Source organism: Caballeronia sp. GAWG1-5s-s, from assembly GCF_023631445.1.
GTDB lineage: Bacteria > Pseudomonadota > Gammaproteobacteria > Burkholderiales > Burkholderiaceae > Caballeronia.
This window is the reverse complement of sequence record NZ_JALQDC010000033.1, coordinates 259020-283495: the sequence shown is the minus strand read 5'-3', so window position 1 is coordinate 283495 and position 24476 is coordinate 259020. Positions and strand designations below refer to the sequence as shown.

Annotated in this window: 23 protein-coding genes; 7 read left to right on the top strand and 16 right to left on the bottom strand. The window is 63.4% G+C overall.

All coding sequences use genetic code 11. The features are described 5' to 3' along the window. The first annotated feature begins 17 nt into the window (after positions 1-17). Entirely contained in the window at positions 18-1148 is a 1131-nt protein-coding gene (locus tag NCR34_RS25480) for an SMP-30/gluconolactonase/LRE family protein (RefSeq protein ID WP_248323933.1), read from the top strand. A gap of 47 nt (positions 1149-1195) precedes the next feature. Here NCR34_RS25480 and NCR34_RS25475 read toward each other — a convergent pair whose 3' ends face one another. Then, entirely contained in the window at positions 1196-1801 is a 606-nt protein-coding gene (locus NCR34_RS25475; protein WP_248323932.1) for a dioxygenase family protein, read from the bottom strand. A gap of 197 nt (positions 1802-1998) precedes the next feature. Next, the gene (locus tag NCR34_RS25470) at positions 1999-2460 is read right to left on the bottom strand and encodes a hypothetical protein (RefSeq protein WP_248323931.1); all 462 of its coding nucleotides are present in this window, start codon (positions 2458-2460) and stop codon (positions 1999-2001) included. Between NCR34_RS25470 and NCR34_RS25465 the strand changes: the two genes are divergently transcribed. Beyond that, positions 2455-4137, top strand: coding sequence for a hybrid sensor histidine kinase/response regulator (locus tag NCR34_RS25465; protein WP_250501237.1), 1683 nt, complete (start codon positions 2455-2457; stop codon positions 4135-4137). The genes NCR34_RS25470 and NCR34_RS25465 overlap by 6 nt on opposite strands. A 137-nt stretch (positions 4138-4274) precedes the next feature. Here the strand turns inward: NCR34_RS25465 and NCR34_RS25460 are convergent, their stop codons facing one another. The 8 genes from NCR34_RS25460 to NCR34_RS25425 form a co-directional block, all read right to left on the bottom strand. Beyond that, positions 4275-4721 (bottom strand): DMT family transporter, encoded by a 447-nt coding sequence (locus NCR34_RS25460; protein ID WP_248323929.1) that lies wholly within the window; start codon positions 4719-4721, stop codon positions 4275-4277. Between the two features lie 22 nt (positions 4722-4743). Beyond that, a complete protein-coding gene (locus tag NCR34_RS25455) occupies positions 4744-5997 on the bottom strand; it encodes an arsenic transporter (protein ID WP_250501236.1) in 1254 nt (417 codons plus the stop codon). Then, a complete protein-coding gene (locus tag NCR34_RS25450) occupies positions 5994-7244 on the bottom strand; it encodes an MFS transporter (protein ID WP_248323927.1) in 1251 nt (416 codons plus the stop codon). The genes NCR34_RS25455 and NCR34_RS25450 overlap by 4 nt, the downstream gene beginning before the upstream one ends. A 3-nt stretch (positions 7245-7247) precedes the next feature. Then, the gene (locus NCR34_RS25445; RefSeq protein WP_250501235.1) at positions 7248-8363 is read right to left on the bottom strand and encodes a metallophosphoesterase family protein; all 1116 of its coding nucleotides are present in this window, start codon (positions 8361-8363) and stop codon (positions 7248-7250) included. A 32-nt stretch (positions 8364-8395) separates the two neighbouring features. Beyond that, positions 8396-8947, bottom strand: a complete 552-nt coding sequence (locus NCR34_RS25440; RefSeq protein WP_248323925.1) for a hypothetical protein — start codon at positions 8945-8947, stop codon at positions 8396-8398. A 50-nt stretch (positions 8948-8997) separates the two neighbouring features. After that, complete coding sequence (locus NCR34_RS25435) at positions 8998-9786, bottom strand: hypothetical protein (RefSeq protein ID WP_248323924.1); 789 nt, start codon at positions 9784-9786, stop codon at positions 8998-9000. 141 nt (positions 9787-9927) lie between these two features. Next, positions 9928-11310 carry a sigma-54-dependent transcriptional regulator gene (locus NCR34_RS25430; RefSeq protein WP_248323923.1) on the bottom strand — a complete coding sequence of 461 codons (1383 nt, stop codon included), beginning with the start codon at positions 11308-11310 and terminating at the stop codon, positions 9928-9930. Next, the gene (locus NCR34_RS25425; protein WP_248323922.1) at positions 11295-12779 is read right to left on the bottom strand and encodes a sensor histidine kinase; all 1485 of its coding nucleotides are present in this window, start codon (positions 12777-12779) and stop codon (positions 11295-11297) included. The genes NCR34_RS25430 and NCR34_RS25425 overlap by 16 nt, the downstream gene beginning before the upstream one ends. 171 nt (positions 12780-12950) lie before the next feature. On the opposite strand from NCR34_RS25425, the gene NCR34_RS25420 reads away from it, so the two are divergent. Beyond that, a complete protein-coding gene (locus NCR34_RS25420) occupies positions 12951-13319 on the top strand; it encodes an antibiotic biosynthesis monooxygenase family protein (protein ID WP_248323921.1) in 369 nt (122 codons plus the stop codon). A gap of 92 nt (positions 13320-13411) precedes the next feature. On the opposite strand, the gene NCR34_RS25415 is transcribed toward NCR34_RS25420, so the two are convergent. Together NCR34_RS25415 and NCR34_RS25410 are read right to left on the bottom strand one after the other, a co-directional pair. Next, positions 13412-13708: a putative quinol monooxygenase gene (locus tag NCR34_RS25415; RefSeq protein WP_248323920.1), complete on the bottom strand. Its 297-nt coding sequence runs from the start codon at positions 13706-13708 to the stop codon at positions 13412-13414. Between the two features lie 15 nt (positions 13709-13723). Continuing rightward, a complete protein-coding gene (locus NCR34_RS25410; RefSeq protein WP_248323919.1) occupies positions 13724-14713 on the bottom strand; it encodes a zinc-dependent alcohol dehydrogenase family protein in 990 nt (329 codons plus the stop codon). Between NCR34_RS25410 and NCR34_RS25405 the strand changes: the two genes are divergently transcribed. The 3 genes from NCR34_RS25405 (at position 14672) to NCR34_RS25395 (ending at position 18591) form a co-directional block, all read left to right on the top strand. Beyond that, positions 14672-15721 carry a LysR substrate-binding domain-containing protein gene (locus NCR34_RS25405; RefSeq protein WP_250501234.1) on the top strand — a complete coding sequence of 350 codons (1050 nt, stop codon included), beginning with the start codon at positions 14672-14674 and terminating at the stop codon, positions 15719-15721. The genes NCR34_RS25410 and NCR34_RS25405 overlap by 42 nt on opposite strands. 247 nt (positions 15722-15968) lie before the next feature. Continuing rightward, positions 15969-17321 carry an MFS transporter gene (locus NCR34_RS25400; RefSeq protein ID WP_248323917.1) on the top strand — a complete coding sequence of 451 codons (1353 nt, stop codon included), beginning with the start codon at positions 15969-15971 and terminating at the stop codon, positions 17319-17321. 349 nt (positions 17322-17670) lie between these two features. Further along, positions 17671-18591 carry an NAD(P)/FAD-dependent oxidoreductase gene (locus tag NCR34_RS25395; protein WP_248323916.1) on the top strand — a complete coding sequence of 307 codons (921 nt, stop codon included), beginning with the start codon at positions 17671-17673 and terminating at the stop codon, positions 18589-18591. A 94-nt stretch (positions 18592-18685) separates the two neighbouring features. Here NCR34_RS25395 and NCR34_RS25390 read toward each other — a convergent pair whose 3' ends face one another. From NCR34_RS25390 to NCR34_RS25380, 3 genes are all read right to left on the bottom strand, one after another. Then, positions 18686-19702 (bottom strand): aldo/keto reductase, encoded by a 1017-nt coding sequence (locus tag NCR34_RS25390; protein WP_248323915.1) that lies wholly within the window; start codon positions 19700-19702, stop codon positions 18686-18688. A gap of 35 nt (positions 19703-19737) precedes the next feature. Continuing rightward, positions 19738-20985 carry an ABC transporter substrate-binding protein gene (locus tag NCR34_RS25385; RefSeq protein ID WP_248323914.1) on the bottom strand — a complete coding sequence of 416 codons (1248 nt, stop codon included), beginning with the start codon at positions 20983-20985 and terminating at the stop codon, positions 19738-19740. An 80-nt stretch (positions 20986-21065) separates the two neighbouring features. Further along, positions 21066-22310: a DUF1479 domain-containing protein gene (locus tag NCR34_RS25380; protein WP_248323913.1), complete on the bottom strand. Its 1245-nt coding sequence runs from the start codon at positions 22308-22310 to the stop codon at positions 21066-21068. Positions 22311-22403: 93 nt separating this feature from the next. Here NCR34_RS25380 and NCR34_RS25375 point away from each other — a divergent pair, with 93 nt between their 5' ends. Then, on the top strand, positions 22404-23387 hold the full coding sequence (locus NCR34_RS25375) for a helix-turn-helix domain-containing protein (protein WP_248323912.1): 984 nt from the start codon (positions 22404-22406) through the stop codon (positions 23385-23387). On the opposite strand, the gene NCR34_RS25370 is transcribed toward NCR34_RS25375, so the two are convergent. Beyond that, positions 23384-24379: a LysR family transcriptional regulator gene (locus tag NCR34_RS25370; protein ID WP_248323911.1), complete on the bottom strand. Its 996-nt coding sequence runs from the start codon at positions 24377-24379 to the stop codon at positions 23384-23386. The two genes, NCR34_RS25375 and NCR34_RS25370, sit on opposite strands and share 4 nt — an antisense overlap. Between the last annotated feature and the right edge of the window lie 97 nt (positions 24380-24476).

The window sequence follows — 24476 nt, the reverse complement described above, 5'->3', positions numbered from 1 at the left end:
GCCCGAGGAGATAAACCATGACCCGATTCACAGCCGCATCCGCCATTCTGGCGATAACACTTGTTGCGAACGCATCCTTCGCTCAGGAGCAATCTGGCGCTTCGCCAGACACGGCCCGGCTGCAACAGGTCGCCAGCTTCGAGCATCAGGTCACAGGCGTGACCGTTTCCAAGGATGGGCGCATCTTCGTCAATTTCCCACGCTGGACAGAAGATGCGCCGATCTCGGTTGCCGAACTGACGCCCGACGGCCAGATCAAGCCTTACCCGGACGAAGAATGGAATTCGTGGCGCAACGCCAAGAAGAACCAGGTGTCAGCCGGTGATCACTTCGTGTGCGTTCAGAGCGTCGTGGCGGATGCGCGCGGGAATCTTTGGGTCGTCGACCCGGCTGCGCCAGCGACGGCACTGGTCGTGAAGGGCGGCCCCAAGCTGGTGAAGATCGATTTGAAGGCGAACAAGGTCGCGCAGGTGATTCGCTTCGACGAGACCGTCGCGCCTCAGGGGAGCTATCTGAACGATGTGCGTTTCTCGTCGGACGGACGGTATGCCTATCTGACCGATGCCGGGGCCAAGGGAGCGCTCGTCGTCGTGGACTTGCAGAGCGGCAAAGCTCGACGGGTTCTGGACGGCCACCCGAGCACGCAGCCGGAGAAAGACGTCGTGGTACGCACCGATGGGCACGAGTTGCGCCGGCCCGACGGACGTGGCGTCGAATTCGCCGCCGACAGCCTTGCGCTTTCGCCCGATGGCGGCACGCTCTACTGGAAAGCCTTGACCGGCCGCACGCTTTATCGGATCGCGACGAACGCATTGCAGAACCCGCGTCTCGCGGAGAAGGACCTCGAAGCTCGCGTGGAGCCTGTCGCGCAGACGGAGCCGACGGACGGTCTCTGGATGGATGCCCATGGGCGGATCTACTTGAGCGCTATCGAACAGGACGCGGTCAAGGTTCGTGACGGGGATCGCATCGCAACCGTCGTTCAGGACAAGCGGCTACGCTGGCCCGACACGTTTTCCGAAGGACCCGACGGCACGGTCTATATCACGAGCTCCCACATACAGGACATGAGCTGGTTCAAGCCCGAAAACGGCCCGCGCCTCCAGACGCAACTGTGGCGCATCGAGCGTTCCGGGGCCTCGCAGTGACGCGTGCATGCGCGGACCGCCGCGCCTTCGCAAGCCGCACGCGTTACTTAAGCGAGGACGAAATCGAAGCGGGCCGCTTTTCGCTCGCCGGCCTTGTCAATCGTCACCAATAGCCGGCGATCGAACAGGGAATCCTGCGCGTTGCGCTGCTCGCCGGGAAAGTACAGTTGCGTGGTCAGAATGGCCCCGTTGCGCGGTTGCACCGTCACATGGATATGTCGTGTTCGTCCGGGGTATAGCCCGGGAAGAATCGTCTCCAGCCGGTAGCGCCCTTCGCTGTCCGCGAATTGATGGCCGCGGAGCCGGAACCCTTTGACGTCGTACTCGCCGGCGTCGTCGGCATGCCAGAAATCGAGCAAAGCCCCGGAAACTGCCCTGCACTGCGTCGAAACCACCCGTCCAGTGAGGACGATCCTCGTTCCATCGATGCCCGGTTCGAGCAGCGATGCCCGTTGCGGCGAGTGCGGCAGGAAAAACGGACCTGCCGTCTGCTGCCGCGTCGGCGCGTCTTCGCCTGCGCAGGCGGGCGTCGCCGGGACTTCGCCGGGCCGTCCATAGGCATCGCCGAGCGCCAGCAGCAGGAACGTCGACGGCAGCGCCGCAGAGTTGCGAAGAAAATTGCGCCGGCCTTGACCCGCGTTTCGTGTCTGCATGATGAGTGATCCTTCCTTTCCGAGCGTCCCGCCTGACTCGCTCATGCCCGTCATGGTAAGCCGGAATCGTCTTGTCGGATGCGCAGAGCGAACTGGTAAAAGACCCGGATCGAACGCGGGTAGTAAGAAGATCCGCCTATAAGAATCAGTGATCGCACGCATCAGCACACCGTATTAGACCTCAATCCGGGTTGTCCTTACAATTGCATTTCTCTCAGGTTCGTCAACGGCCCTCGGATTTTTGACGAACTTTCCGCGCTGCTCCCGCAACGGAGTCGGCGCTTTTTTTTGTCTGCCGCGCGGATGACCAAGCGGTCATCACTCCACGGAGTCCGAACGTAGCGATCAGCATCGCTCAGCACGATACCGACAGGTATGACGACGACATCCAGCATGAAACGAAAGACCTTGAAACAACCGGAGTCGAAGCGATGATCGTTCGCATCGCACAGCATCCCCTGAAGCAGCGCCTCTTGTTCGGCGCTGCATCCACTGCCGTCGTGTTGCTGGCTCAGCAGGCGCTGACGCTCGTGGCGCACGGACGGCTGACTTTCCTCTTCATCAGCGCCACCCTTCCGCTCATCACGGTGCTGTTCGGGGCGTTGTCGGGGCTGCTGCTTCTCGTAAGCGGCATCGCGTTCGGCGCGCTCTGGATGCAACCTCTCGGCAGTTTCGCGGTCCCGCAGCAGGACGATCAGATCGTGCTGCTCGCGTACTCGGTGGTCGGCGCATTTCTGGTCACGGCCGGGCAGCAATTGGCCAAGGTGGCCCGGCGCGCAGGAAAAGCAGAAGCAGCGACCCGCGATGCCGCCAATCGCCTCTTGCAAGTCGAGCGCGACGCCCGGCACCGGTTCGACGTGGCGCTGGACAGCGCCGGCGTGCCGTTTTGCATCCTCACGCCCGTCGTGCGCGAACGCCGTATCGCCGAACTTCGATGGGACTACCTCAACGAGGCGGCCGCAGCGCTATTCAATCAGAACACTGCGGTGGTGATCGGCAGTTCGACTTCGTTCGTGCGTCCGGCTGGCTGGGACGCCGATGTTCTGCTCGAGCGACTCGCGCCGCTTGCCGAGCGTCCGGGACGCGAGGCCTTCGACGTACGCGTTGAGGGTGAAAACGGCGAGCAGTGGTTTCATGTGGTCGCGGCGTCGCTGGAAGGTTCCGTCGTCGCCTGGTTTGTCGACGTGACGCCGCGCGTGCGCGCCGAACGGGCGCTTTCGGAGGCCGACCGCCGCAAGGACGAGTTTCTTGCGACGCTCGCGCATGAGTTGCGCAATCCATTGGCGCCGATCAGGCAGGTTGCCGAGATCCTCGAACAGCCGAGCTTAAGCGAAGAACGAAGAAGCTGGTGCATCGACGTGCTGCGCCGCCAGTCGGCCGCCATGGCGCTTTTACTCGACGACCTGCTGGACGTGTCGCGCATCACGCGCGGGGCGCTGGAATTGCGCCGAGAAACGGTTGCGCTGCGGGAGGTGGTCGACGAAGCGCTCGAGGTCGCGCGGCCGATTCTCGCGGGCAAAGGGCACGAGCTCGTTATCAAGCCTCCCGCCCGGCCATTGCATATCAAGGCGGACCGCCTTCGACTCGCGCAGGTGCTCGCCAACCTGCTGACGAACGCCGCGAAATACACGCCGCCGGGCGGGCGCGTCGAACTCACGGCGACGGCAAACGACGCGGAAATCGTCCTGTCGGTCGAGGATAACGGCATCGGTATCGAGCCGGACAAGTTGTCCGCCATCTTCGCCATGTTCTCGCAGGTGAATCGCGATCAGCACCGCCAGGGCGGTCTTGGTATCGGGCTGGCGCTGTCGAAATCGCTGATCGAGCTGCATGGAGGCCGACTGACCGCGTCGAGCGGTGGAAAAGATCGGGGGAGCCGCTTCTCCATTCATCTTCCGGCCGCGTCGCGGGTGTTGTCACCGCCGGCTTCGCCGCGCGTCCCGGCTGCCGATCGTTCGTCGGTTCCGACGCATCGCATTCTGGTCGTCGACGACAATGTCGACGCAGCAGACGCAATGACGGCATTCCTGCAAATGGAGGGGCACGAAGTACGGACCGCCTATTCCGGCGAGGAAGCCGTCGCGCTTCTCGGCCACTACAGCCCGAAGGTGATTCTGCTCGACCTCGGCTTGCCCGGCATCAGCGGAATCGACGTGGCTCGCCACATCCGGGCAACGCCTTCGACGAACGACGTGACGCTCATCGCCATCACCGGATGGGGTCAGCCGCAAGACCGGGCAAGCACCGCGGACGCCGGATTCGATTTCCACTTCACGAAACCAGTGGATGTAGGTCAACTCAACCGCGCGATCGAGAGCGCCGTCCTCGCCACCTAGTGAAACGAGAGCAGGTGCGCGCCGCCCGGTCCCGCTGAACGCGCCGCAGGCGGTCGCCTTTCGAACGCTTCATGAAGCGAATGCGCAGTACGAGCGCGCGCGCTGGCACCATCCAGGAAGCGGCCAGTCGAGAAGCCTCAGAATCGCATGACGAGCGCGACGCCCGCGATCATCAACACGGTGCCGAGCGCGCGCAGCCCGCTCAGCGGATGCTCGGCCACGCCGATCCATCCGAAGTGGTCGATCGCGACAGATGCGACCAGATTCGCGCAGATGGTCAGGCCATTGAGCGTGCCGACGCCCACTTTCTGCACGAGCGTCAGACCGGCAAACACCGCGACGGCGCCTACGATGCCCCCGAGCGGCGCCCACCACTTCATGCCGCGCAACGCGTCGAGCGTCGGCAACGGCGTCGGCTGGATGCAGAACAGGGCGATGGCGAGGAACGTGACGAGCAGGAACGACACGCTCGACGCAAGCCACGGATTGACGAGCGCGGCCTTGAGCTCGCCATTGATCGGCGCGCCCGCAGCCTGAAGAATGCCGCCCACGATGATGAAGGGATAGATCCACGCGCTGCTCATTCTCGTCCTCCGTCTGTGAAGATCAATGCCCGGTCAGCAGGCGGCAGCCCAGCGCCAGCACGAGCGCGGGAGGCATGACGACGATGCCGACTTTCAGAAACTGCATGAAGCTCACTTCCTCGCCTTCGCGCCGAATCGACGACAGCCAGAGAATTGTCGCGAGCGAGCCGGTGATCGAGAGATTCGGGCCGAGGTCCACGCCGATCAGCAGGGCATCGATGACGCGCTCCGGACTGTGCGCCTGCAAGGCCGTCGCGCTCGCGATGAGCCCGGCGGGCAGGTTGTTGATCGCGCTGCTGCCGAAGGCGATGACGAGTCCCGATACCGCCGCTGTCATCGACTGATCGTGTTGCGTCGACTGTCTCAGCAGCGCCGAGATCTCGCGTATGACGCCCGTGTGATCGAGCACTTCGACCAGCACGAAAAGGCCCGCGACGAGCGGCAACACGCTCCACGATAGGTCGCTGACGAGCTTGACCGGTGACTCGCGCTCTTTGATCAGCACGATGAGCGCCGTCAGGACGCCGAGAATCGCCGTCGGCAAACCGAGTTGCAGGTCGAACGCCGACACGATGAGCAGCGCGACCGCCGTCACGCCGATGCTCGCCAGCGTGACCTTGCCGTTCGCGCTGAGTCTTTCGACGGGCAGGTCGCGCGCGCATTCTCCGTTCAGGGCCTTACGCTGCGTCCAGCGCAACATGACGAACGTGGCGACGATCGACATCACCGACGGCAACGCGAAGCGCGCCACCCAGAGACCGAGCGCCGGTGTGTGGTTCGCATAGAGCACGAGGTTGGCTGGGTTCGAGATCGGCAAGACGAAGCTCGCTGCGTTGGCGATGAACGCGCAGACATAGAGCATCGGAAGCGGCTTCGATCGCGCTTTCTTCGCGGCGGCGAACACGGCGGGCGTGAGCACGACGGCGGCCGCGTCGTTCGAGAGGAACGTCGTCACCACGACACCGACGAGATAGACGAGCAGGAAGAGCTTACGAGGCGATCCGTGGGCATAGTTCACGGCATGCGCCGCAACCCAGTCGAAAAGGCCTTCGCGACGGCCGAGTTCCGACAGCAGCATCATGCCGATGAGAAACAGATAAACGTCCGAGCCCTTGCCGACCGCTTGCCACGCGAGCTGCGCGGGAAGCAGCCCGAGCGCGACGAGCACGACGGCGCCCGCCACCGCCCAGATCGCCTCGGGCCAGCGGAAAGGCCGCAAGATCACGCCGGCAGTGGCGGCGAACGCAATGCCCCAGGAGAGAAAGGTCGGATTCATATGGCGAGACGAGATTCGTGAGTGACGTCGCGGCGAACGCCGCACGCTTTCTTGAGCGTTTTGCTGAAGAGGAGCCACAGCGCGAGCGATCCCGTCGATACCGCGCCCAGCACCAGAAAAGCGCTCGCGTAGCCGAAGTGTTGCGCGAGCACGCCGCCGAGCGCGGGACTCAGCGCGGCACCGAGACCCTGCACCGTCATCACGACGCCCTGCCCGACATTCACCCGTCCCGTGCCCTGCAAGAGCCGCACGACCAGCGCGGGCACCGCGACGCTTTGCAGCCCCGCGCCGATGCCGTCGAGCGCCTGCACCGGCCAGACGCCCCACGCGGTGATGAACATCGCGGCGACCACGCCGCGCACCGGCAGCGCGAGAAACGTGATGAGCATCACGCCCCAGTAGCCGATTCTCTGGATCAGGCGGTTCGCGAAATACGCGGCGGCCACCATCACGAGCTGAGCGACGACGATGGTCTGCGCGGTGAACGCGCTCGGATCGCCCTGATGCGCCGCGACGACCGCGAGGCCGTAGAGCGGCAGCATCGCGGCATTGCCCAGATGGAACATGGCGAGCGCCGCCGCGAGCAGCAGCAAGGGCCGGCAGGTCAACAAGACGCGAAAGCCGCTTGCATGCTCATGCTGATGCGCGCGTTCATGCTCGTTCGATGCCGCGCCGCCGAGACCACGTGCGCTGTCGTGATCGATCGCGTCGCGTCGAATGAGCAGCGTCGCGATGATCGTCAGGATGCCGAACACGCCGGCAAGCACGAACACCGCGCCGAAGCCGTATCGCCATCCGAGCCAGCCCGAGAGCGCGGCGCCCACCACGTTGCCCGCATGATTGGCCACCTGATTGCGGCCGAACTGCCGGTCGAAGCCCTTTTCGCGCACGATGCCCAAGGTCACGCCGGCCACGGCCGGACCGAGCGCGGCCCCCGTCACGGCCGTGCAAATCTGCGAGGCCGCCACGATCCAGTAACCATGCGACAGCCACAGCACGAGCGACGCGAGCGTGGTCATCACCCCGGCGACCACGATGATGCCGCGCTTGTGATGCGTGGCATCGACGAGCGCGCCGGCTGGCGAGGTCGCGAGCATGCCCGCGATGCCGCCGAGCGTCATGACCGTGCCGATGGCCTCGGGATGCCAGCCCTGCGCCTGCAGAAAGACGCCGAGAAACGGCCCGATGCCCGCCTGCACATCGGCCATGAAGAAGTTCAGTCCTTCGAGCGCGTACTGGGGATTCATGGTTCACCAATGACGACCGTTCTTGTTGGGGCCGAGCTGCGAGCCGAGGATGCCGTGCTCGGGCCAGGGTTCCACGGCGTGCGCATCCGTGCCGAGCGCGGCGTAGTGCCTGAGGTGCTTCTCCGCATGCCCTGCCGGTTGCAGCGTGATCGCGTCCTCGCCGCTTCGCCCGTCAGCGGTGCGGGCAGTCACCGTCAGGCGCGCTCGGTAACCTGTTGCGGCAGCCGGAAGAACCGCTTGCCAGATGCCGGTTTCGTCGGCGCTCCGGGAGAACGGAATCGGCATGCCGTCGAGATGGCCGGTGACGGACACGACGTCGTCATTGGAAACCAGCACGCGCACGCGCGTCGCGTCCACGTTTCTCGGCGCGGAGCGGCTGCGATGCAGCCTCCTGTCGGACGGACGCGTGATCATGACGAAGGGCCACGAGGCATCGAGCGGGTGGAACTTCCAGCTGACGACACCGCTATCCACCGCCGCGACCGAGAATCCCGGGCGACCATCGTCTTCTTCGACCTGTCCGGTCGAACGGGTCGCCGCGTAGACGACCCAGCCGTCGTTTAGCAACTCGTTGTAGTGGGTGTGCCCGGTGTCGACCATCGCGACGTTCGCGCGCGCGAACGCCGAAGCCAGCGCGTGTCCATCGGCGATATCGCCGGGATAGGCGTGCATGAAGACGACGGGCGGCTCCGGGTCGCGAGCGGATAGCGCGAGTTCTTGCTCGAGCCACTGAAAATCAGGACCCGACAGCCTGAAGTCCGGCCCGCCGCGTCCGGCGGATACGACGTCCAGAAAGACGCACCGGTGGCCCTTCACGATGCGCGACATCGGCAACGCGGCGTTCGCAAAGGCGTTGAAGGCGTCGAGGTGGCCGGGCTCGTAATCGTGATCGCCGGGTATCGCATGAAGCGGCAGCGTCAGGCGGGCCACTTCGTCGGCTATCTTGCGGTACTGTTCGGGCGTGCCGTTGTTCGCGTTGTCGCCCGGAAGAAACGCGAAGTCCACCCGGTCGGACAAGTGGCGGTTGATCACGCGGATCATCGACTTCAGATGATCGAGACTCTCGTACTGGTCGTCGCCCGAGGCATGAAGGTCCCCGAAGTGCACCCAGCTCAACATGACACATGCTCCTTGAACGAATGGAAAGCTCGTCAGGCCGCTTCGGGCGCGTCGATGAGTTCGGCTATTTCATCGACTTCGATCGTGCGGCCGCGCCGGTTCTTCACGCCGAGTCCCCAGGCGTGAACGTGCGCGCCCGGACTCAGGTAAGCCGCCAGCTCCGCTGCGGCATGAGGCGGCATGCGCAGCGACGTGCCATCGTCCAGCAAGGCCCCGCGTAATTCGCCTTTCGGACCGAACAGGGAAAGCACCACTTCGCCGAAGGCTTCCATCGGTTTGCGTTCGACGTGTGGTTTGTGATGCGTCTCGCCGCCCGCATGCGGACTGTCGTCGAGAATCACCACGCCGCGGCGCGTCGTCAGCGAAACGGCGGCGATCATGTCTGCATGGCGAGGCTTGACGCCGCGCACGCGCACTTCATCGCCCAGCGCGACATGCCGCGCGAGTTGCTTCGACAAATGCGGAGGAAAGTGAACCTGACGTGAGCCTATGACGAGGCCGTCGATTTCACCGTGAGCATTCAATAGAAAGTGCGTGACGTGTCCGCGTGTTTCGGGAAGGCTTGCTGGGTCGATCCAATGCATGTTCGTTGTCCTTAATGTGTATGAGTGATAGGCGCTTGCGATAGCCCGCGTCAAGGCATGGGCGACGCGCGGTCGTAGAGCGGCGTCAGATTGCCCGGCGTGCCGAATGCCGTCGCCTGAAGCGCGGTGCCGTATTGATTGCGCGTGCCGTAGCCTTGCGCCGATACGGTCGCGCCGGCGCGAACCAGCGCCGGGAACCGTTGAGCCACGGGTGGCGTGAGTTTGATGACCGTGCCGTCGGACAGGATTACGCCATCGGGTTCGCCGCGCGGCGCGCTCGTGACGCGCGCCACCTGTCCTTGCGCGCTCAGGCGCGACAGTCCTTCCGCGCGTGCGTCGCGGGGCCACGCCGGCGCGCCGCGCATCGGCGGCTCGTCAATCACTTGCCGGCCGCTCCGTGTATCGACGATGCGTTGCGCCGCGAAGCTGCCGTCTTCGTCGCGCCGGCCGGTCACCTGTACGGCATCGCCTCGGCGAACGGCCGAAGTCAGTTGCGTGCTCATATGCGGAGGAAAGCGCACCAGTGTCCCGTCGTCGGTCAAGAAGCCGTCGGCATCGCCGTCAGGATTGGTCAGGAAGCGCGCGACCGTGCCTTGCGTGGTCGCCATCGAAGCGGCGTCGGCAAGCGGAACCGGCGCTGCGCCCGGACGTGGCGGCGCAGGCGGAGGCGGAGGCATCGGCGCGCCGGCGACAGGAGGCGGCGGAGCGTCGGACGCTACCGGTCGCGGCGCCGGCATTCCCGCGGACGGCGGCGGAACTTGCGCTGCGCAGCCGGCGCTCGCCGCGAGCAAGACCGCGAGCACGGCGCTTCTCGGGCTGGGGTATCGAGTCGATTGCATGATTCACTCCTTACGCTTGACGAGGAGAGATCTGCAAGGCCTATGCCAATCGACAAACGCCGAGAATTCAATGCGCTGCGGCCAATAAGCGGCTCGATGTGTCAAGGAACCCGACAGCGCATGTCCGGTTCCTTGACGACTTCAGACGCCAGCCGAAGCCTCGGACATGCCGAGCGCCGACATGCGCGTATAGAGCGACTGCCGGCTGATGCCGAGCCGCCTCGCCGCCTCGGCGCGATTGCCGCCCGACGCCGACAACGCGTGGACGATCAGTGCGCGCTCCAGTTGCGCGACCGCTTGCGGCAGCGGAAGCTCGAGCAAAGCCTGCGGAATCGCGTCGTCCGCGTTGTTTCGCGGCGCGGTCGCGGTCAGAAACGCGAAGTCGTCGCGCGTGAGCACCTGTCCGGCGCCGAGCGCGCTCGCCCGTTCGATCGCGTTGGCAAGCTCGCGCACATTGCCCGGCCAGGCGAACGTGGCGAGCAGGCGTTGAGCATCGGCTGACAGATGCTTGCGCGCGACATTCTTCGATGCCGCCGCGAGGAAGTGTTCGGCGAGCGGCAGGATATCGGCCACGCGCTCGCGCAGCGGCGGCATGTGCAACGGAATCACGTTCAGACGAAACAGCAAGTCCTGCCGGAACGTGCCCGCCTCGACCATCGAAGCGAGGTTGCGATGCGTGGCGGCGACCACGCGTACATCGACCGTGACGACGCGGTTCGTGCCGAGCGGCGTGACCTGCCTTTCCTGCAGCACGCGCAGCAGCTTGGCCTGCATGGCGAGCGGCATGTCGCCGACTTCGTCGAGAAAGAGCGTGCCGCCATGCGCCTCTTCGACTCGCCCGCGCCTGTCGCGCTGCGCGCCGGTGAACGCGCCCTTCCCGTGTCCGAACAATTCGCTTTCGAGCAGATCTTCGGGAATGGCCGCGCAGTTCACGGCGACGAACGGACCGCTCGCGCGAGCCGACGCGCGATGCAGCACGCGAGCGGCGATTTCCTTACCGGTTCCCGTTTCGCCGGTGATCAGCACGGTCGAGTTCGTGCCGGCGGCGCGGCCGAGGCGCTTCTGCACCTCGCGCATGGCCTCGCTCACGCCGAGCAATTGCGGCTCGTCGGACGTGACTTCGTCCGCGAACGCGCGCGTGGCCGGCGCGTCCATCTGCGCCGACAGGACGCGATCGAGCAGCGCGGCGATCTGGTCGCGTCCGACCGGCTTGGCGAGATGCTCGAACGCGCCGAGACGCATGGCGCTGATGGTGTTGTCGCTCGTTGCGTGCGCGGTGAGCATCACCACCGGCACGGTCTGCAAACCGGGCGTCGCGCGCAGCGTCTCCAGCACGGCGACGCCGTCCGCGCCCGGCAAGCGGAAGTCGAGAAAGATGCAGGCGGGCGCCGCGCGCCCGCGCAAGAGCTCCAGCGCTTCTTCGCCGGAACGCGCCTCGGCCGTCGAGTGGCCGAGGTCCTGCACGGTTTCCGCGAGGCCTTCGCGAAACGCGTCGTCGTCGTCGATGATCAGGATGGTCGCCATGGCAAGTCGATCACAAAGCGCGTCACGTTGGAATCGTCGGCAAGGTAAGCGCGGCCGCCGTGCGCCGACGCAATCTCGCGCACGACAGCGAGACCGAGACCCGAGCCTTCGGGCCGGCCGGTCACGAACGGCTCGAAGATCCGCTCCCGCTCGGCCAGGGCCACGCCGGCTCCATTATCGATGACTTCCAGCCTGAGCCTTTCGCCCTCTTGCTCTTCGACGCCGTATGCGCGAACCGTCACGTTGCCGCCCGACGGCGCGTGCCTGAGCGCATTCACGAGGAGATTGTCGAGCGCGCGGGCGAGTTGCGCCGGGTCGAAAACCGGCGGCGTCTCGCACTGTGCGACTTCCAGACTCAGCGCGACATTCCTGCTTTCGGCGCGCGATTCGTGCGTATGAACGATATCGTCGAGCCAGGCGCGCAGATCGACTTCGCGCGCGTGCACCGTCACCGATTGCGTCAGCGCGAGCAGGCTCGTCACCTGCGATTCGATGCGTCCCACTTGCTGGATGATCGTCTTCAACGCGGCTTCGCGGCGCGCGCCGTCACCGGCCAGCGCGTTCTCCGCTTTGAGACGCATCGCGCCCGCCGGGTTGCGGATCTCATGCGCGATCTGCGCGGCCATCTTTCCCAGCATGCTGAAGCGTTCCGCCTGCGCGAGCTTGCGGTTCAGCGCGTCGGCGTCGCGCTTGAGCCGCTCGGCGCGGTCCGCGTAACGATTGAGCGCATCGACGATCTGATCGAGATCGCGCTCGCCGATGCGCTCCAGCCGTTTGCCGCGCTCGAAATCGCCGCCGGGCGCGAGCGACTGTTCGAGCAGCGCGAGGTTCTGTCGCCAGCGCTTCAGCGTCAAGGCGAGAAACAACGCGAGCACGACGATGACGGCAAGCACGCCCGCCAGAATGGCGGTGGCGCGCTCGCCGTACGGTCCGAGCGGCGGGCGCGCGCGCGTGAGCGTCCATGCGAACAGCGCCGCGTGACGCGGCACGGGACAGGCCACCGCGAGCACCGCGTCCGTTCCGCTCGACACGGTTTCCGCGTGCAACGCTCCGGCGCTCGATGCGCTCTTGAGCGTACGAAGAATGAGCGGCGTCTCGGCTTCGGGAATGTCGCGCTTGACGCCGCTGCCGCCATAGGTAGGAAATGCGTATGCGATGAAGCCGTTGGACGCATTCGACGGCGGCTGGCTGGTCCAGAAGCCGCCTTCAATGCCGTCGGTCTGCACGAGCACGAGATCGAGCACCGCGTGCATGAGGTCGACGTTCGTTTCGCCGGAACGCTGCATCGACAGGTCGTAGCGCGACGCCACCGCCGTGCACGCTGCCTCCGCTTGCTGCCTCGCGGCCACGACACGCTCGCCCAGCGCCGACGACAACATGAGCCATACCGCGACGCTCAGCAGACCGCACAGCACCGCGATCAGAGCCCAGAGCGTGAGAAGCTGCGTGGAAAACGACGGTCTCGGCATGACAGGATCATCGGCGAACGGGGGTGGCGGCCTTTGAAGCAAGTCCTTTGCCAAGCGGGGCGCTTATCGATGTCTGGTTCGGCAGGGCGGGACCGATCAGATGTGGGAGCAGCGACGCGGCCCTCAATTCCATCATCGCTGTCATTGTCTTTTCGACCAACGGAGCTGACCATGCTGCAATTGAAACCGCTTGACCCTTCTTTCCCGATCGAGCGTCAACTTGGCATCGACGCTGCCCCTGTCGTTCTGGTGAATGTCTTCACGCTGGACCCGGCCGACGAGCGAGCCTTTCTGAAAGTCTGGCAGGACGACGCGGCATTTATGAAGCGGCAGCCGGGTTTCATTTCGACGCAACTGCACCGGGCAGTCGGAGACAGTCCCACGTATCTGAACTATGCCGTGTGGGAGTCGAACGCGCATTTTCGAGCGGCATTCGGTCATCCGGATTTCAGGGCGAGCCTCGCCGCCTACCCTTCGTCGGCGATGACTTCACCGCATCTCTTTCAGAAGGTCGCCGTGCCGGGCATTTGCGTCGGATAGGATCACGCTTTCGCAGATTCATGCGAAAGCCAAGCGGCGGCCCACGCGAAGGGCCGCCAGCGCTTCAACGCGCCACATAGCTATCTAGCGAGTCACACCAGCTCGCGAAGCAGTTGCACTTCGATCGGCCCTTCAAGGCGCGTCTTGAACGCCTCGGCCATGGCGAGAAAATGCGGTTCCTGCTCGTGCTTGGCAAGCGCTTCGCGGCTCGCCCATCTTTCGATGAACACGAACCGCCCGGCATGCTGCGGGTCGGTATGCGCGGTGTAGAGCCGGCAGCCGGATTCGTGACGCGTGGCGGAAACGCACGTTCTGATGATGCCTTCTACTTCTGCTTCCATCCCGGCTCGCGCCTGAACCGTTGCGACGACAGTGACTTCTTGGGACATGAGACCTGCTCCTCTTCAATTGACGATATCGATAACGACTTTGCCCACCGCTTCGCCGTTGTCCAGGCGTGCGTGAGCGGCTGCGGTGTCCGCAAGCTGGAAGCGGACGGAATCGACGACCGGTGACAGCTTGCCTTCATCCACCAGCGCGGCAATCTTGCGCAAGATGACGCCGTGGTCTTCGAGCCGCGCGCCCGTCAGCATCGGCAACAACATGAATATGCCGATGAGGTCCAGACTGCGCCCGAGCACCGGCGCGAGATTGTGCTGCCCCCACGCGGCGCAAGTAACGAGCCTCCCATACAGGCGAGTCGCCATGGCGGACTGTTCGAGCGTCGGCCCGCCCACCGTGTCATACACGATGTCGAAGCCCCGGCCATCCGTGTATCGGGCGACGTAGTCCTCGGTCGGCATGTCGCGATAGGGAATCGCGACGGCGCCGAGGCGTTCGGCCAGCGCGAGCTTCTCGGGCGTCGATGCGGTCGCGAACACCCGAGCGCCGAAGATCTTCGCGAGCTGAATGGCGATATGGCCGACACCGCCTGCCGCCGCGTGGACCAGTACCTTCTCATCGAGGCTGACCTTCGCGCGATCCACGAGACCTTCCCAGGCCGTGATCGCAACGAGCGGGAGGGCGGCGGCCTCACGCATCGAGAGGCGGGCCGGTTTCGGGGCAACGAGGCGCGCGTCGACCACCATGTATTCGGCGAGCGATCCGGCTCTGCCTTTGACGCCGCCAGCACAGCCGTACACGGCGTCACCCACGTCGAAATCCTCGACGCCGGCCCCGACCTTCGCGACGATGCCGGCGAAGTCCATGCCCAGGATCGCCGGGAGCGCGGGCGCGGCCGGGCCGAGTTCGCCCGCCTTGATCTTGAGATCCGCCGGGTTGACACCCGAGGCGTGCACGGCGACGAGCAGTTCGCCTGCTTGGGGCTCGGGGATCGGAAGCGTATCGAGCACGTGCCCTTCGACGCCGAATTCGTTCAATACAAAAGCTTTCATAGATGGACCTTCTTATCCGGAACAAGGACGATAGCGCCCGCCACAGCATTTGCAAAACGACTAATTCCAATCCCGTGCATGAGCGAGGCTAATGCTAAGATCCAGCCTTTCTTTTCCGCGCACATCGCAATGACGACGCCTCGGCTCGATCTCGACAGTCTCCGAACCTTTCTGGCTATTGCGGACGGCGGGAGTTTCACGGCGGCGGCGGCCAGTGTCGGACGGACGCAATCGGCCATCAGCCTCAAGATTCGGAAGCTCGAAGAAGCGCTAGACAAGCAGCTGTTCGAGCGCAACGCGCACCGCACGACACTCACGCCCGCTGGCGAACTGCTGCTGGGCTACGCCCGGCGCCTCGTTCGCGACAGCGACGCCGCGCTCGCGCACTTGCGGGCCTCGGAGGCGACGGGGACGATACGGCTCGGCATCGGCGAACTGTTCGTGCCGGATCATCTGCCCCGCGTGCTGACGCGCTTCAGGCAAGCGCATCCCAAGGTGCGACTCGAGGTTCAAGTGGGACTGTCGGCCGATCTGCTTGAGCACATGCGATCCGGAGCGCTGGAGGTTGTCGTCGCTAACCGCGAGGGAGATGAACGCGGGGGACGCGTGGTGTGGACCGAGCCACTGAGATGGGTCGCAGCCGATGACTTCGAGCTCGGCAACAGCGGGCCGGTTCCGCTGGTGGCGCTGCCTCCGCAGTGTGCCTATCGGCGCATGGCCATCGATGCGCTCGCGTCCGTCGGACGTCCCGCCGACGTCGTGTACGCGTGCACCAGTCTGCTCGGCGTCGAGGCGGCCATTGCCGCAGGGTCGGGCCTTGCCATACTGGGGCAGTCATCGCTCGCGCGGAACCCGGGCTTGCGGGACCTGAGCCCGCACTTGCCGCCGCTGCCCGCATGCGAAATCGCCGTCTATGGCGAGGCAGCGAACAACGGCCGCGCATTGCGCGCGCTGATCCAGTTCATCGAAGACAGCTTGCGATCCGAGTCGGTTCTGCGGAAGACATAGCCTGAGAGGCGCCTATCGCATAGCCGGGTTGCGCGGACCTCGCTGTCGCACTCGGCACTTCCCGCAGCTTGCGGCACGAGATGCGATCGTGTTACCTTTGTTACCGATAACATATCATCCGATCCGGCCCCGCCAGCCTTCGATGTTACCGGTAACTAACGGTACTCATTTCGAAGATGCAGAGGATGCGCCCCTTCAGGCGCAAGCCACGACTTAGCTGACTACACATAGTACGGAGACAAATACGATGCCAACCATCACTCAGGCTGCCGCCTCCAGGGCAGCCGTCGGGGACGAGGCCGAAGACCAGTTGTACCGGAAAGTCCTGAAGCGCATTTTGCCCTTGCTGCTGCTTTGCTACGTGGTCGCCTATCTGGACCGAGTCAACGTCGGCTTCGCGAAGCTGCAGATGCTGGATGCACTCGGGCTCAGCGACAGCGTCTACGCAGTCGGCGCAAGCATCTTCTTCTGGGGCTATTTCCTCTTCGAGATGCCGAGCAACCTGCTGCTCCACAAGTACGGCGCGCGCTTCTGGATTGCCCGGATCATGGTGACGTGGGGCATCGTGTCTTCGGCGCTCGCCTTCATTTCGCCGCTGGCCAGTTTCTTCCATGTCGGAACAGGGACGATGTTCTACATCCTTCGTTTCCTGCTTGGCGTGTGCGAAGCGGGATTCTTCCCGGGCATCATCCTGTACATGAACTACTGGTTCCCCGCCCGGCGTCAAAGCGTCGCCATGTCCGGGTTCCTGATCGCGATTCCGGTAAGCCTTACCCTCGGCGGCGTGGTGTCAGGCTGGCTGATGGAGCACACGCACGGGCTCTTTGGCATGGGTGGCTGGCAATGGATGCTGTTGCTGGAAGGCATTCCGTCGATACTGGTCGCATTCGTTGTGCTGTTCCGCATGGGCGATGGCATTCAGTCCGCCAAATGGCTGACGGACGCGGAAAAGGCATTGCTGCACAAGAACCTTCAACAGGAAAGCGCCAAGAAGACGCATAGCGTCGCTGCTGCGCTCAAGAGTCCGCGCGTCTGGCTGCTGACGTTCATCCTGTTGACGTTCAACACGGGCTTTTATGGTCTGGCATTCTGGCTGCCGTCGATCATTAAAGCCTCGGGAGTGAAGAGCACGTTCAACATCGGATTACTGACGGCCATTCCGTATATGTGCGCCGTCGTCGCGATGAGCTGGAACGGGGCACACTCACGCAAGACGGGCGAGCGGCGCCTGCACGCAGCCATTCCGGCGTGCATCGGTGGATTGGGCCTTATTCTCAGCGCTCACTTCGCGAACAATGTGCCGCTGTCGATCTTTCTGTTGACCGTTGCGACTTGCGCGATCCTCGGCCTGATGCCAATCTACTGGACCTTTCCCGGACAGATTCTGTCCGGCACGGCAGCAGCGGCAGGCATTGCGCTCATCAACTCTGTCGGCAACCTGTCGGGCTTTACAGGCTCGATGATTACGAGCGTCGCCAAGGACTTGACCGGGAATATCAATAACGGGACGTATGCACTCGGGGCTTGCCTACTCGTCAGTTGCGTTCTGATTCTGGCGATTCCCAAGAACATGCTCAACGTCGAGCGAGCAGAACGCTAAAGCTGCGTTCCTTGAAAAAAACGCAATGCCCACTCTTAAGTGGGCATTGTCGTTTTGGCCTGCTTCGAATACGGCGCACGAGTAGATAAGAACAAACATTAGTGACTTGCCGTTCGCCGGTCATTCTTTCCAGATCTCCGCCTACTGGTTTCCCGCCTGGAAAAGTCACCGATCGTTTCATTTCTATAGAGACATCGCCACCCGGCGCTCGTCTCAGATGGACCCGCCGTTCTTCATGCTGGGAATCGCTATTGCTCACGCATTCCGAAACGCAAGCGGCACGTCCGACAACGGCGTGCGCACTCCCATACGCAAAACGCAGGTCTATCGACCGAAAACGAAGACATCGATGAACGATCCGATCGATTGCATTATTGTCGGTGGCGGTCCTGCTGGCCTCACCGCTGCCCTGTATCTCGCGCGATTTAGGCGCTCGACGATCGTGATCGACGACGGTCACAGCAGAGCGTCTCTTATTCCCATCGTGCGCAACCTTGCTGGCTTCGAGAACGGCATCAATGGAAACGAACTGCTCGCCAAGATGCGTCGTCAGATCGAGTGTTACGACGTGCCCATTATCGAAGGACGCGTGACGGCGATCAAAGAGGCAGACGGCAGGTTCCTCGTCGAATACGGCAGCAATGGCGATTCATCGTCCCGCACCCTGATCGCACATCGCGCACTACTCGCCTGTGGAATTCGCGACAAACTTCCGCCGGTCGACGAGGCCGTGCGGCTGACGCAGCGCGGATTGCTCCGTTTTTGCGCGATATGCGACGGATTCGAAGCGCAAGGCAAGCGAATCGGAATGCTAGGTCCGGCGTCACGCGCGCTATCGCATGCGGTGTTCTTTCGCACGTTCTGTCAGCAGGTAGCAGTCATCGCGTCCGATCTGGATGCGCTGACACAAGACGAGCGTGCCCTCGCGTCACAGCATGCCATCGATCTGATCGCGACTGTGGCGCTCGATCTACCGAACAGCACCGAGGCGCCGCTGAACGTCGCCTGCGAAAATGGTCACCGACATGCATTCGATGCCATCTATCCGGTACTCGGCTGCCTCACTCAAAACGACCTGTTGAGTGGCCTGGATGTAGAGCGAGACAGCGACGGAATGATCGTGACCGACAAGCATCAGCGCACGAGTTTGGACGGGCTCTACGCTGCGGGCGATGCAGTGAATTCACTCAATCAGATCTGCGTCGCAGTGGGTGAAGCTGCAATGGCTTCGATGGCTATTCATCGAAGCCTTCCGGCTAATCCGCTATAGCGTAAGCGCGTGCTGTCTGACACGTGCGCCGCATCCAGCCTGCTTATCGGTGCGACGTTGAGCATGAAATGGCAGCGCGCCCTGACGTCAACTGCTAATCCGGCGTCGGCGCGTCGTGTCGAATCAAGTCGCGACGTTTAAGCTCGGCCCAGAAATCCGCGGGTATCTGTGTGCGGAAGGTCCGCAGATTGTCTTCGAGTTGCGCGACCGTGCGCACTCCCGGGATGCTGGTCGGTATCGCAGGATGCCCAAGAACGAATTGCAGTGCAGCGGCTTTGAGCGGCACCGAAAAATCCCGGCATACCTGCTCCATCTGGCGTACGCGCTCCAGAATGGCTTCGGGCGCGGGCGCATAGTTGTACTTGGCGCCCGGTATCGCGCCGGTGGCGAGGATACCGCTGTTGAACCCTCCACCGAGAACCACCGACACCTGTCTTGCTTCGCACAGCGGCAGAAAGCCGTCCAGCGCGTCCTGCTCGAGCAGTGTGTAACGCCCAGCCAGCAGGAGGCAGTCGAAGTCCTGCCGGCGAATCGCTTCTTGAGCGACCTGCCATTCGTTGACGCCCAGCCCGACCGCCTTCACGACGCCTTCGTCGCGTAGCTTGAGCAGTGCTTTCGATGCGCCCGCCATCGCCGCTTCGAACATCTCCGGCTGGCGCTCTCCGTGCGTGAATACATCGATGTCGTGAATCAGCGCAATATCGATGTGCTCCAGCGCGAGACGTTGCAGACTGTCTTCGATAGACCGCATCGTGCCGTCGTAGCTGTAGTCGAAAGCGATGTCGAACGGCAGGCCGTCGACCCACGGCGCGAATTGAATGTCGGCGCGCTTGCCCGGCTTGAGCAGGCGGCCGACCTTCGTCGACAGCACGAACTGGTCACGCGGATACCAGCGCAGCGCCTGCCCGCAGCGCGCTTCGCTCAGGCCATGTCCGTACATCGGCGCGGTGTCGAAGTAGCGTACGCCCGCGTCCCATGCGGCCTTAATCAAAGCCGCGGAATCCTCTTCGCTGATCGGCCTGAAGATGTTGCCGATCGGCGCGGCGCCGAAGCCCATCACCGTTGTTTCGAGCCCCGAGCGCGGCCATTTTCTTTTGGCGACTGGATTCAAGTCTGTCTCCTGTTGTGAGTGAGATTGCGCGTCGCTTACTTGACCTTCGCGGCAGCGGCGAGCTTGCGCACGCCCTCTTTCGCATCCTCGTTCGAGTTCATGAAGTTCGTCACCACATCGGTGATTGCGCCAGCCGTGACCGGCGACTGAAGTTCACCGAAAGCGAGCGACGGCAAGAACCCGCCCGTCTTGATCGTCGCCTGCTCGTCCGCGCGAGACTTCTTGGCGCAACTGTCGAACTTGTCCATCGGCACGTCCAGCCTGACAGGAATCGAGCCTTTATAGAGGCTGAATTGCTGCTGGAAATCGACCGACATGATCGTCTTCGCGAGCGCGACCTGTCCCGGTGTCGCGTCCTTCTTGCCGTTCTGCTGAAAGAACACGAAGGCATCCGCCGTGTACGTGTAGGCGTTCGACGTGCCAGGCGCGGCCGCGCACACATAATCGACATCCGCCTTCTTGTTGGCATTGGCGAATTCGCCCTTCGCCCAATCGCCCATGAACTGCATGCCGCCCGAGCCGGAAATGACCATCGCGGTGGCGAGGTTCCAGTCGCGGCCCTGGTAGCCCTTGTCGAAGTAAGAGCGGATCTTCTGAACGGTCTCGAACACCTGAATCATTTGCGGCGATGTCAGTGTCTTTTGATCGAGATCGACGAGCGCTTTTCGATAGAAGTCCGCGCCCTGTGACAGCACGACCGTCTCCCAGATCGTCATGTCTTGCCACGGCTGGCCGCCATGCGCGACCGGCGTGATACCCGCGGCGCGGAACTTGTCGGCGAGCGCGAAGAACTCCGGCCATGTCGTCGGCGGCGTGCCGCCTACCTTGTCGAGATCCGCCTTGTTGATCCACAGCCAGTTGATCCGGTGGACAGAGAATGGCGCGGCCACGTAGTGACCACCCGCCTTTATATCGCTATCGATTAGCGCGGGCGTGTGCGCTTTCCAGTCAGCCGCAGGCGCATCCACCGTGACCAGCATCCCTTGCTCGGCCCAGTCCTGAATCAGCGGCCCCTTGATCTGCGCGGCCGAAGGCGCATTGCCCGAGATTACCTGCGTCTTCAGCGCCGTCATGGCCGCCGCGCCCGCCCCTCCTGCAATCGCGAAGTCTTTCCACTCATAGCCCTGTTTGCTCATGTCGTCCTTGAGCACCCGAATGGCTTTCGATTCACCGCCCGAGGTCCACCAGTGAAGCACCGAAACCTGTTCTGCAGCGAGAGCAGCATGAGTGCCCGAGACAAGCAGCGCGACAGCCGTCGCAACCGACGTCAGTTGTTGTTTCATTGCAGTCTCCGAATTTATCGTTATGGATCGAGCGACGCATGCGCGATCAGAGAGACCGCGCATGCATGCCGGTACTACAGCTACAGATTGAAACCGAGTTGCGCCTTGCCGAGTGGAGTCAAATCGTCGGCCGTCGCGCGGCCGATGAAGTCGACTTCGAAATGATCCGTCGGAAAATCAGGCGGGCTTTCGCCTTTTAGGAAGCTCGGCAACTGACGCTTCAGATACGCGTCGTTTTTGGCGCACGACGGCGCCGAGGCGATATACATCACATTGCTATAGCCCGCGCCCCGATGCTCGTCCTCGACGGCATGAATCACGTCGCTGTGCCAGAACACGGTGTCGCCCGCTTCCATCTTGGGAATGGACGACAACGCCTCGAACAGCGGCGCATGAAACTCCGGCTTGATCGAAAGCGCGCGACCGGGCATCGCGCCGCACAGGTCGTCGTCGGCGACATCGTCCTGAAGCGCGCGCAACAGGATATACACCATCGAGTTGGCAATGGGCACGAGTTGCAGCGTGCCGTCGCCCGGGCCTTGCGGCGTCAGCGCCGTCCAGCCCTGAAACGTGCGGAACATCGAGCAGACGGCGGGAGACGCGATCTCCTGTACATCGGTGCGGAAAGCGGCGTCGAAGGCATCGTACTCGCGCCAGTTGCCGGAGAACACGTGGCGATACACCTTGCGAAAATTGCTTTCGATCCAGCGCTCGACGGAGCCGCCGTCGCAATGCGCCGACAAGCCCAGCGATGCCGAACCCGGCGGCCGCCGGCGCAGACGGTCCGCATAGACGGGCACATGTTCCGGATTGAAGTGAACGCGTCCGTCGCTTTCGTTCCGCCAGAGCTTGTTGAGGAAGACGCGCGCCGCCGTCAGCGATTCCGACTGACGGGCCAGCACTTGCGGCTTCGACCAGTACACGCCGTAGATCTGCGGCTTGCTCGAAGCCAGCTGACCGAAGTACTTGTCCTCGGCGCGGTTTTCAAGGCGCTTGTCGAGATCATTCCGCTCGACGTATTGCGCGATATCGTCATCCCATTGCTGCACCTGCGCGCGCGGGAAAACGCTACGTATCACGCATGCGCCGCGCGATTTGACGAGCGCGATTTGTTCGGCCGTCACGCGCTGTTCAATGATGTCGGAGAATTGAATCTCCGGAATGACGTTTTCTCCGCGATCGCGCTGCGCTGCGATTCGCTTTGCCGCTGCGCCGATCGATTCTTCGACTTCGGCGAAGACCTCCCGGTAGTTCGGCAACGCCGCGCGAAGCTCCTTTTTTGCCTGCCGGATTGCGGCCGGCACGTCGTCGATTACGAGCGCCATGCTTGTCCCCTTGTGGTTCATCGTGGCGATAGCATATGACGCGTACTTGCAACCGAGTGATACTATCCAGTCGATTCATTTGCGCTTTCGGCCATGAAACCTGCATACGAGCATGTCGAGTTCGGCGAAGATAGTTCGGTCCGGGTTTACCATCGGCGGCTTCCGCGTATTCCGTTCGAGTGGCATCACCACCCCGAATACGAGTTAACCCTGACGATGAATAGTCATGGCAAGCGCTACATCGGGGACGCGGTCAACGACTACGGCGCGGAAGATCTCGTCCTGGTCCCGCCCGATCTGCCGCATACGTGGGCGTCGAACCGCTCTATTGAGCCCTCTTCGCCGCAAGTGGCGATCGTAATCTGGTTCGACGGCGACTGGGCGCGGCGCATGGCGGACTGCTGCCGCGAATACGAGCCGCTGCGCAGGCTCTTGCGCAGAGCCGCATGCGGACTCGCGTTCGAGCCGCCCGCCGGTGAATGGATGCGCGGCCGTCTGGACGCGTTGCTTTCGAACGTGGCGCGCGAACGGCTGAGCGCGGCACTCGATATTCTCTGCACGCTCGCCGACGCGCCCGGCCGGCCGCTCGCTTCACCGAGCGCCTTCGATCAGGCGACGACGGGGCCGTCCGGCCATGAACCGGAGCGCATCAACCGCGTGCTTTCGATGATCGATGCGCGTTTCGCGGAACCGCTGCGGCTGTCGGAACTCTGCGCAGCGGCCAGTTTGTCGGAGCGCACGCTCACGCGGTACTTCGTGCAGCATATAGGCGAGAGCGTCGGACGCTATATCACCCGTGTTCGCCTCGGGCACGCGTGCCGCATGCTCGCCGACACGTCGCTTCCCGTTGCGGTCATCGCTGCCCGCTCGGGCTTCGCGAACGTCGCCAATTTCAATCGCCAGTTCAAGGCCGCGAGGCACACGACACCGGCCGACTATCGGCGGCAGTTCGCGGCGGCGGCGCCTGCTCTTAACGACGATGCAGCGTTGCTGACCGAGCGCTCGCCTTCGCTCGAACGCGAGCGCAAGTCATCCGGCGAGAGAAAGCGGCGAAGCGAGCGAGACCGAAGCGCCTAGTGTCTCACCTGCGCGGCGAGCTCTTGAGTCATCGGCAGCGCGACACCGCCTGACGCATCGCGTTGCATGATCTCGGCAAGCGCGGCTTCATCGCGGGCGATCACGCCGGGAAGATGCGCACGCAGGAAGTCCACCCACGTACGCGTCTTTGCATCGATGAATTTGCGCGACGCATAGAGCGCATAGAGATTCGTGGACTGAAGGGTATGCTGCGGCAGCACGCGCACGAGCGAACCGTTGCGCAAGCCGTCGATTGCGGCATAGAGCGGCAGCATGCCGATGCCCATGCCCTCGCGAATCGCCACCACCAGCGACTCCGCGATGTTCACCTGCACCGGCCCGCTGATCTGCAAGGTCTCCCGGCCTTGCGGACCTTCGAGCGTCCATTCGCGCGCGGGAAATGCCGGCGTCTGCAAGGTGAGGCAATCGTGGTCCGCGAGGTCGGCGGGCTGCATCGGCGCGCCGCGCGCGCGAATGTACTCGGGCGACGCGCACAGAATGCTGAACGTACTGCCGAGCCGATGTGAAATCACTTCCGAATCGGACAGCGCGGCTGCCGACACGACCGCGACGTCGCTGCTGCCTTCGAAGAGATCGGGCATGCGCTGCGACAGCGTTAGTTCGACTTTCACGTCCGGATACAGCGCGCGGTATTGGGCGATGGCGGGAAGAATATAGTGCTGCCCTACGCTCGCGAAGCTGAACATGCGTAGCGTGCCCGACGGGTGCTCGTGCGCGCAGCTCGCTTCTTCTTCCGCCCCGTCGATGTCCGCGAGAATCTGCACGACGCGCTTCAGATAACGCTCGCCTGCCGATGTGAGCGCAAGACGCCGCGTCGAGCGATTCATCAAGCGCGTGCGCAAATGCGCTTCGAGTTCCGATACGGCGCGCGACATGGCGCCGGTCGTCGAGTTCATCGACTGCGCAGCGGCGGTGAAGCTGCCGGTCTGGATCACGCGGGCAAATACCCGCATGTTCTGTAGGGTGTCCATCAAAACGTCACAGTTGCCAGAAGGTCACTATTGTCCGCTTAATAGTTAGACCTATTGTTATTGTTTCTGGAAAGAATGTTCCCTGATTCCCTCATTA

Bases quoted from the DNA above. Each gene is read 5' to 3' on its own strand.
- NCR34_RS25410 (WP_248323919.1), bottom strand. From the start codon at position 14,713: ATGAAAGCTTTTGTATTGAACGAATTCGGCGTCGAAGGGCACGTGCTC.
- NCR34_RS25445 (WP_250501235.1), bottom strand. From the start codon at position 8,363: ATGTTGAGCTGGGTGCACTTCGGGGACCTTCATGCCTCGGGCGACGAC.
- NCR34_RS25400 (WP_248323917.1), top strand. From the start codon at position 15,969: ATGCCAACCATCACTCAGGCTGCCGCCTCCAGGGCAGCCGTCGGGGAC.
- NCR34_RS25395 (WP_248323916.1), top strand. From the start codon at position 17,671: ATGAACGATCCGATCGATTGCATTATTGTCGGTGGCGGTCCTGCTGGC.
- NCR34_RS25460 (WP_248323929.1), bottom strand. From the start codon at position 4,721: ATGAGCAGCGCGTGGATCTATCCCTTCATCATCGTGGGCGGCATTCTT.
- NCR34_RS25375 (WP_248323912.1), top strand. From the start codon at position 22,404: ATGAAACCTGCATACGAGCATGTCGAGTTCGGCGAAGATAGTTCGGTC.
- NCR34_RS25455 (WP_250501236.1), bottom strand. From the start codon at position 5,997: ATGAATCCGACCTTTCTCTCCTGGGGCATTGCGTTCGCCGCCACTGCC.
- NCR34_RS25450 (WP_248323927.1), bottom strand. From the start codon at position 7,244: ATGAATCCCCAGTACGCGCTCGAAGGACTGAACTTCTTCATGGCCGAT.
- NCR34_RS25430 (WP_248323923.1), bottom strand. From the start codon at position 11,310: ATGGCGACCATCCTGATCATCGACGACGACGACGCGTTTCGCGAAGGC.
- NCR34_RS25370 (WP_248323911.1), bottom strand. From the start codon at position 24,379: ATGGACACCCTACAGAACATGCGGGTATTTGCCCGCGTGATCCAGACC.
- NCR34_RS25380 (WP_248323913.1), bottom strand. From the start codon at position 22,310: ATGGCGCTCGTAATCGACGACGTGCCGGCCGCAATCCGGCAGGCAAAA.
- NCR34_RS25465 (WP_250501237.1), top strand. From the start codon at position 2,455: ATGCAACCTCTCGGCAGTTTCGCGGTCCCGCAGCAGGACGATCAGATC.
- NCR34_RS25475 (WP_248323932.1), bottom strand. From the start codon at position 1,801: ATGCAGACACGAAACGCGGGTCAAGGCCGGCGCAATTTTCTTCGCAAC.
- NCR34_RS25420 (WP_248323921.1), top strand. From the start codon at position 12,951: ATGCTGCAATTGAAACCGCTTGACCCTTCTTTCCCGATCGAGCGTCAA.
- NCR34_RS25425 (WP_248323922.1), bottom strand. From the start codon at position 12,779: ATGCCGAGACCGTCGTTTTCCACGCAGCTTCTCACGCTCTGGGCTCTG.
- NCR34_RS25440 (WP_248323925.1), bottom strand. From the start codon at position 8,947: ATGCATTGGATCGACCCAGCAAGCCTTCCCGAAACACGCGGACACGTC.
- NCR34_RS25435 (WP_248323924.1), bottom strand. From the start codon at position 9,786: ATGCAATCGACTCGATACCCCAGCCCGAGAAGCGCCGTGCTCGCGGTC.
- NCR34_RS25480 (WP_248323933.1), top strand. From the start codon at position 18: ATGACCCGATTCACAGCCGCATCCGCCATTCTGGCGATAACACTTGTT.
- NCR34_RS25415 (WP_248323920.1), bottom strand. From the start codon at position 13,708: ATGTCCCAAGAAGTCACTGTCGTCGCAACGGTTCAGGCGCGAGCCGGG.
- NCR34_RS25385 (WP_248323914.1), bottom strand. From the start codon at position 20,985: ATGAAACAACAACTGACGTCGGTTGCGACGGCTGTCGCGCTGCTTGTC.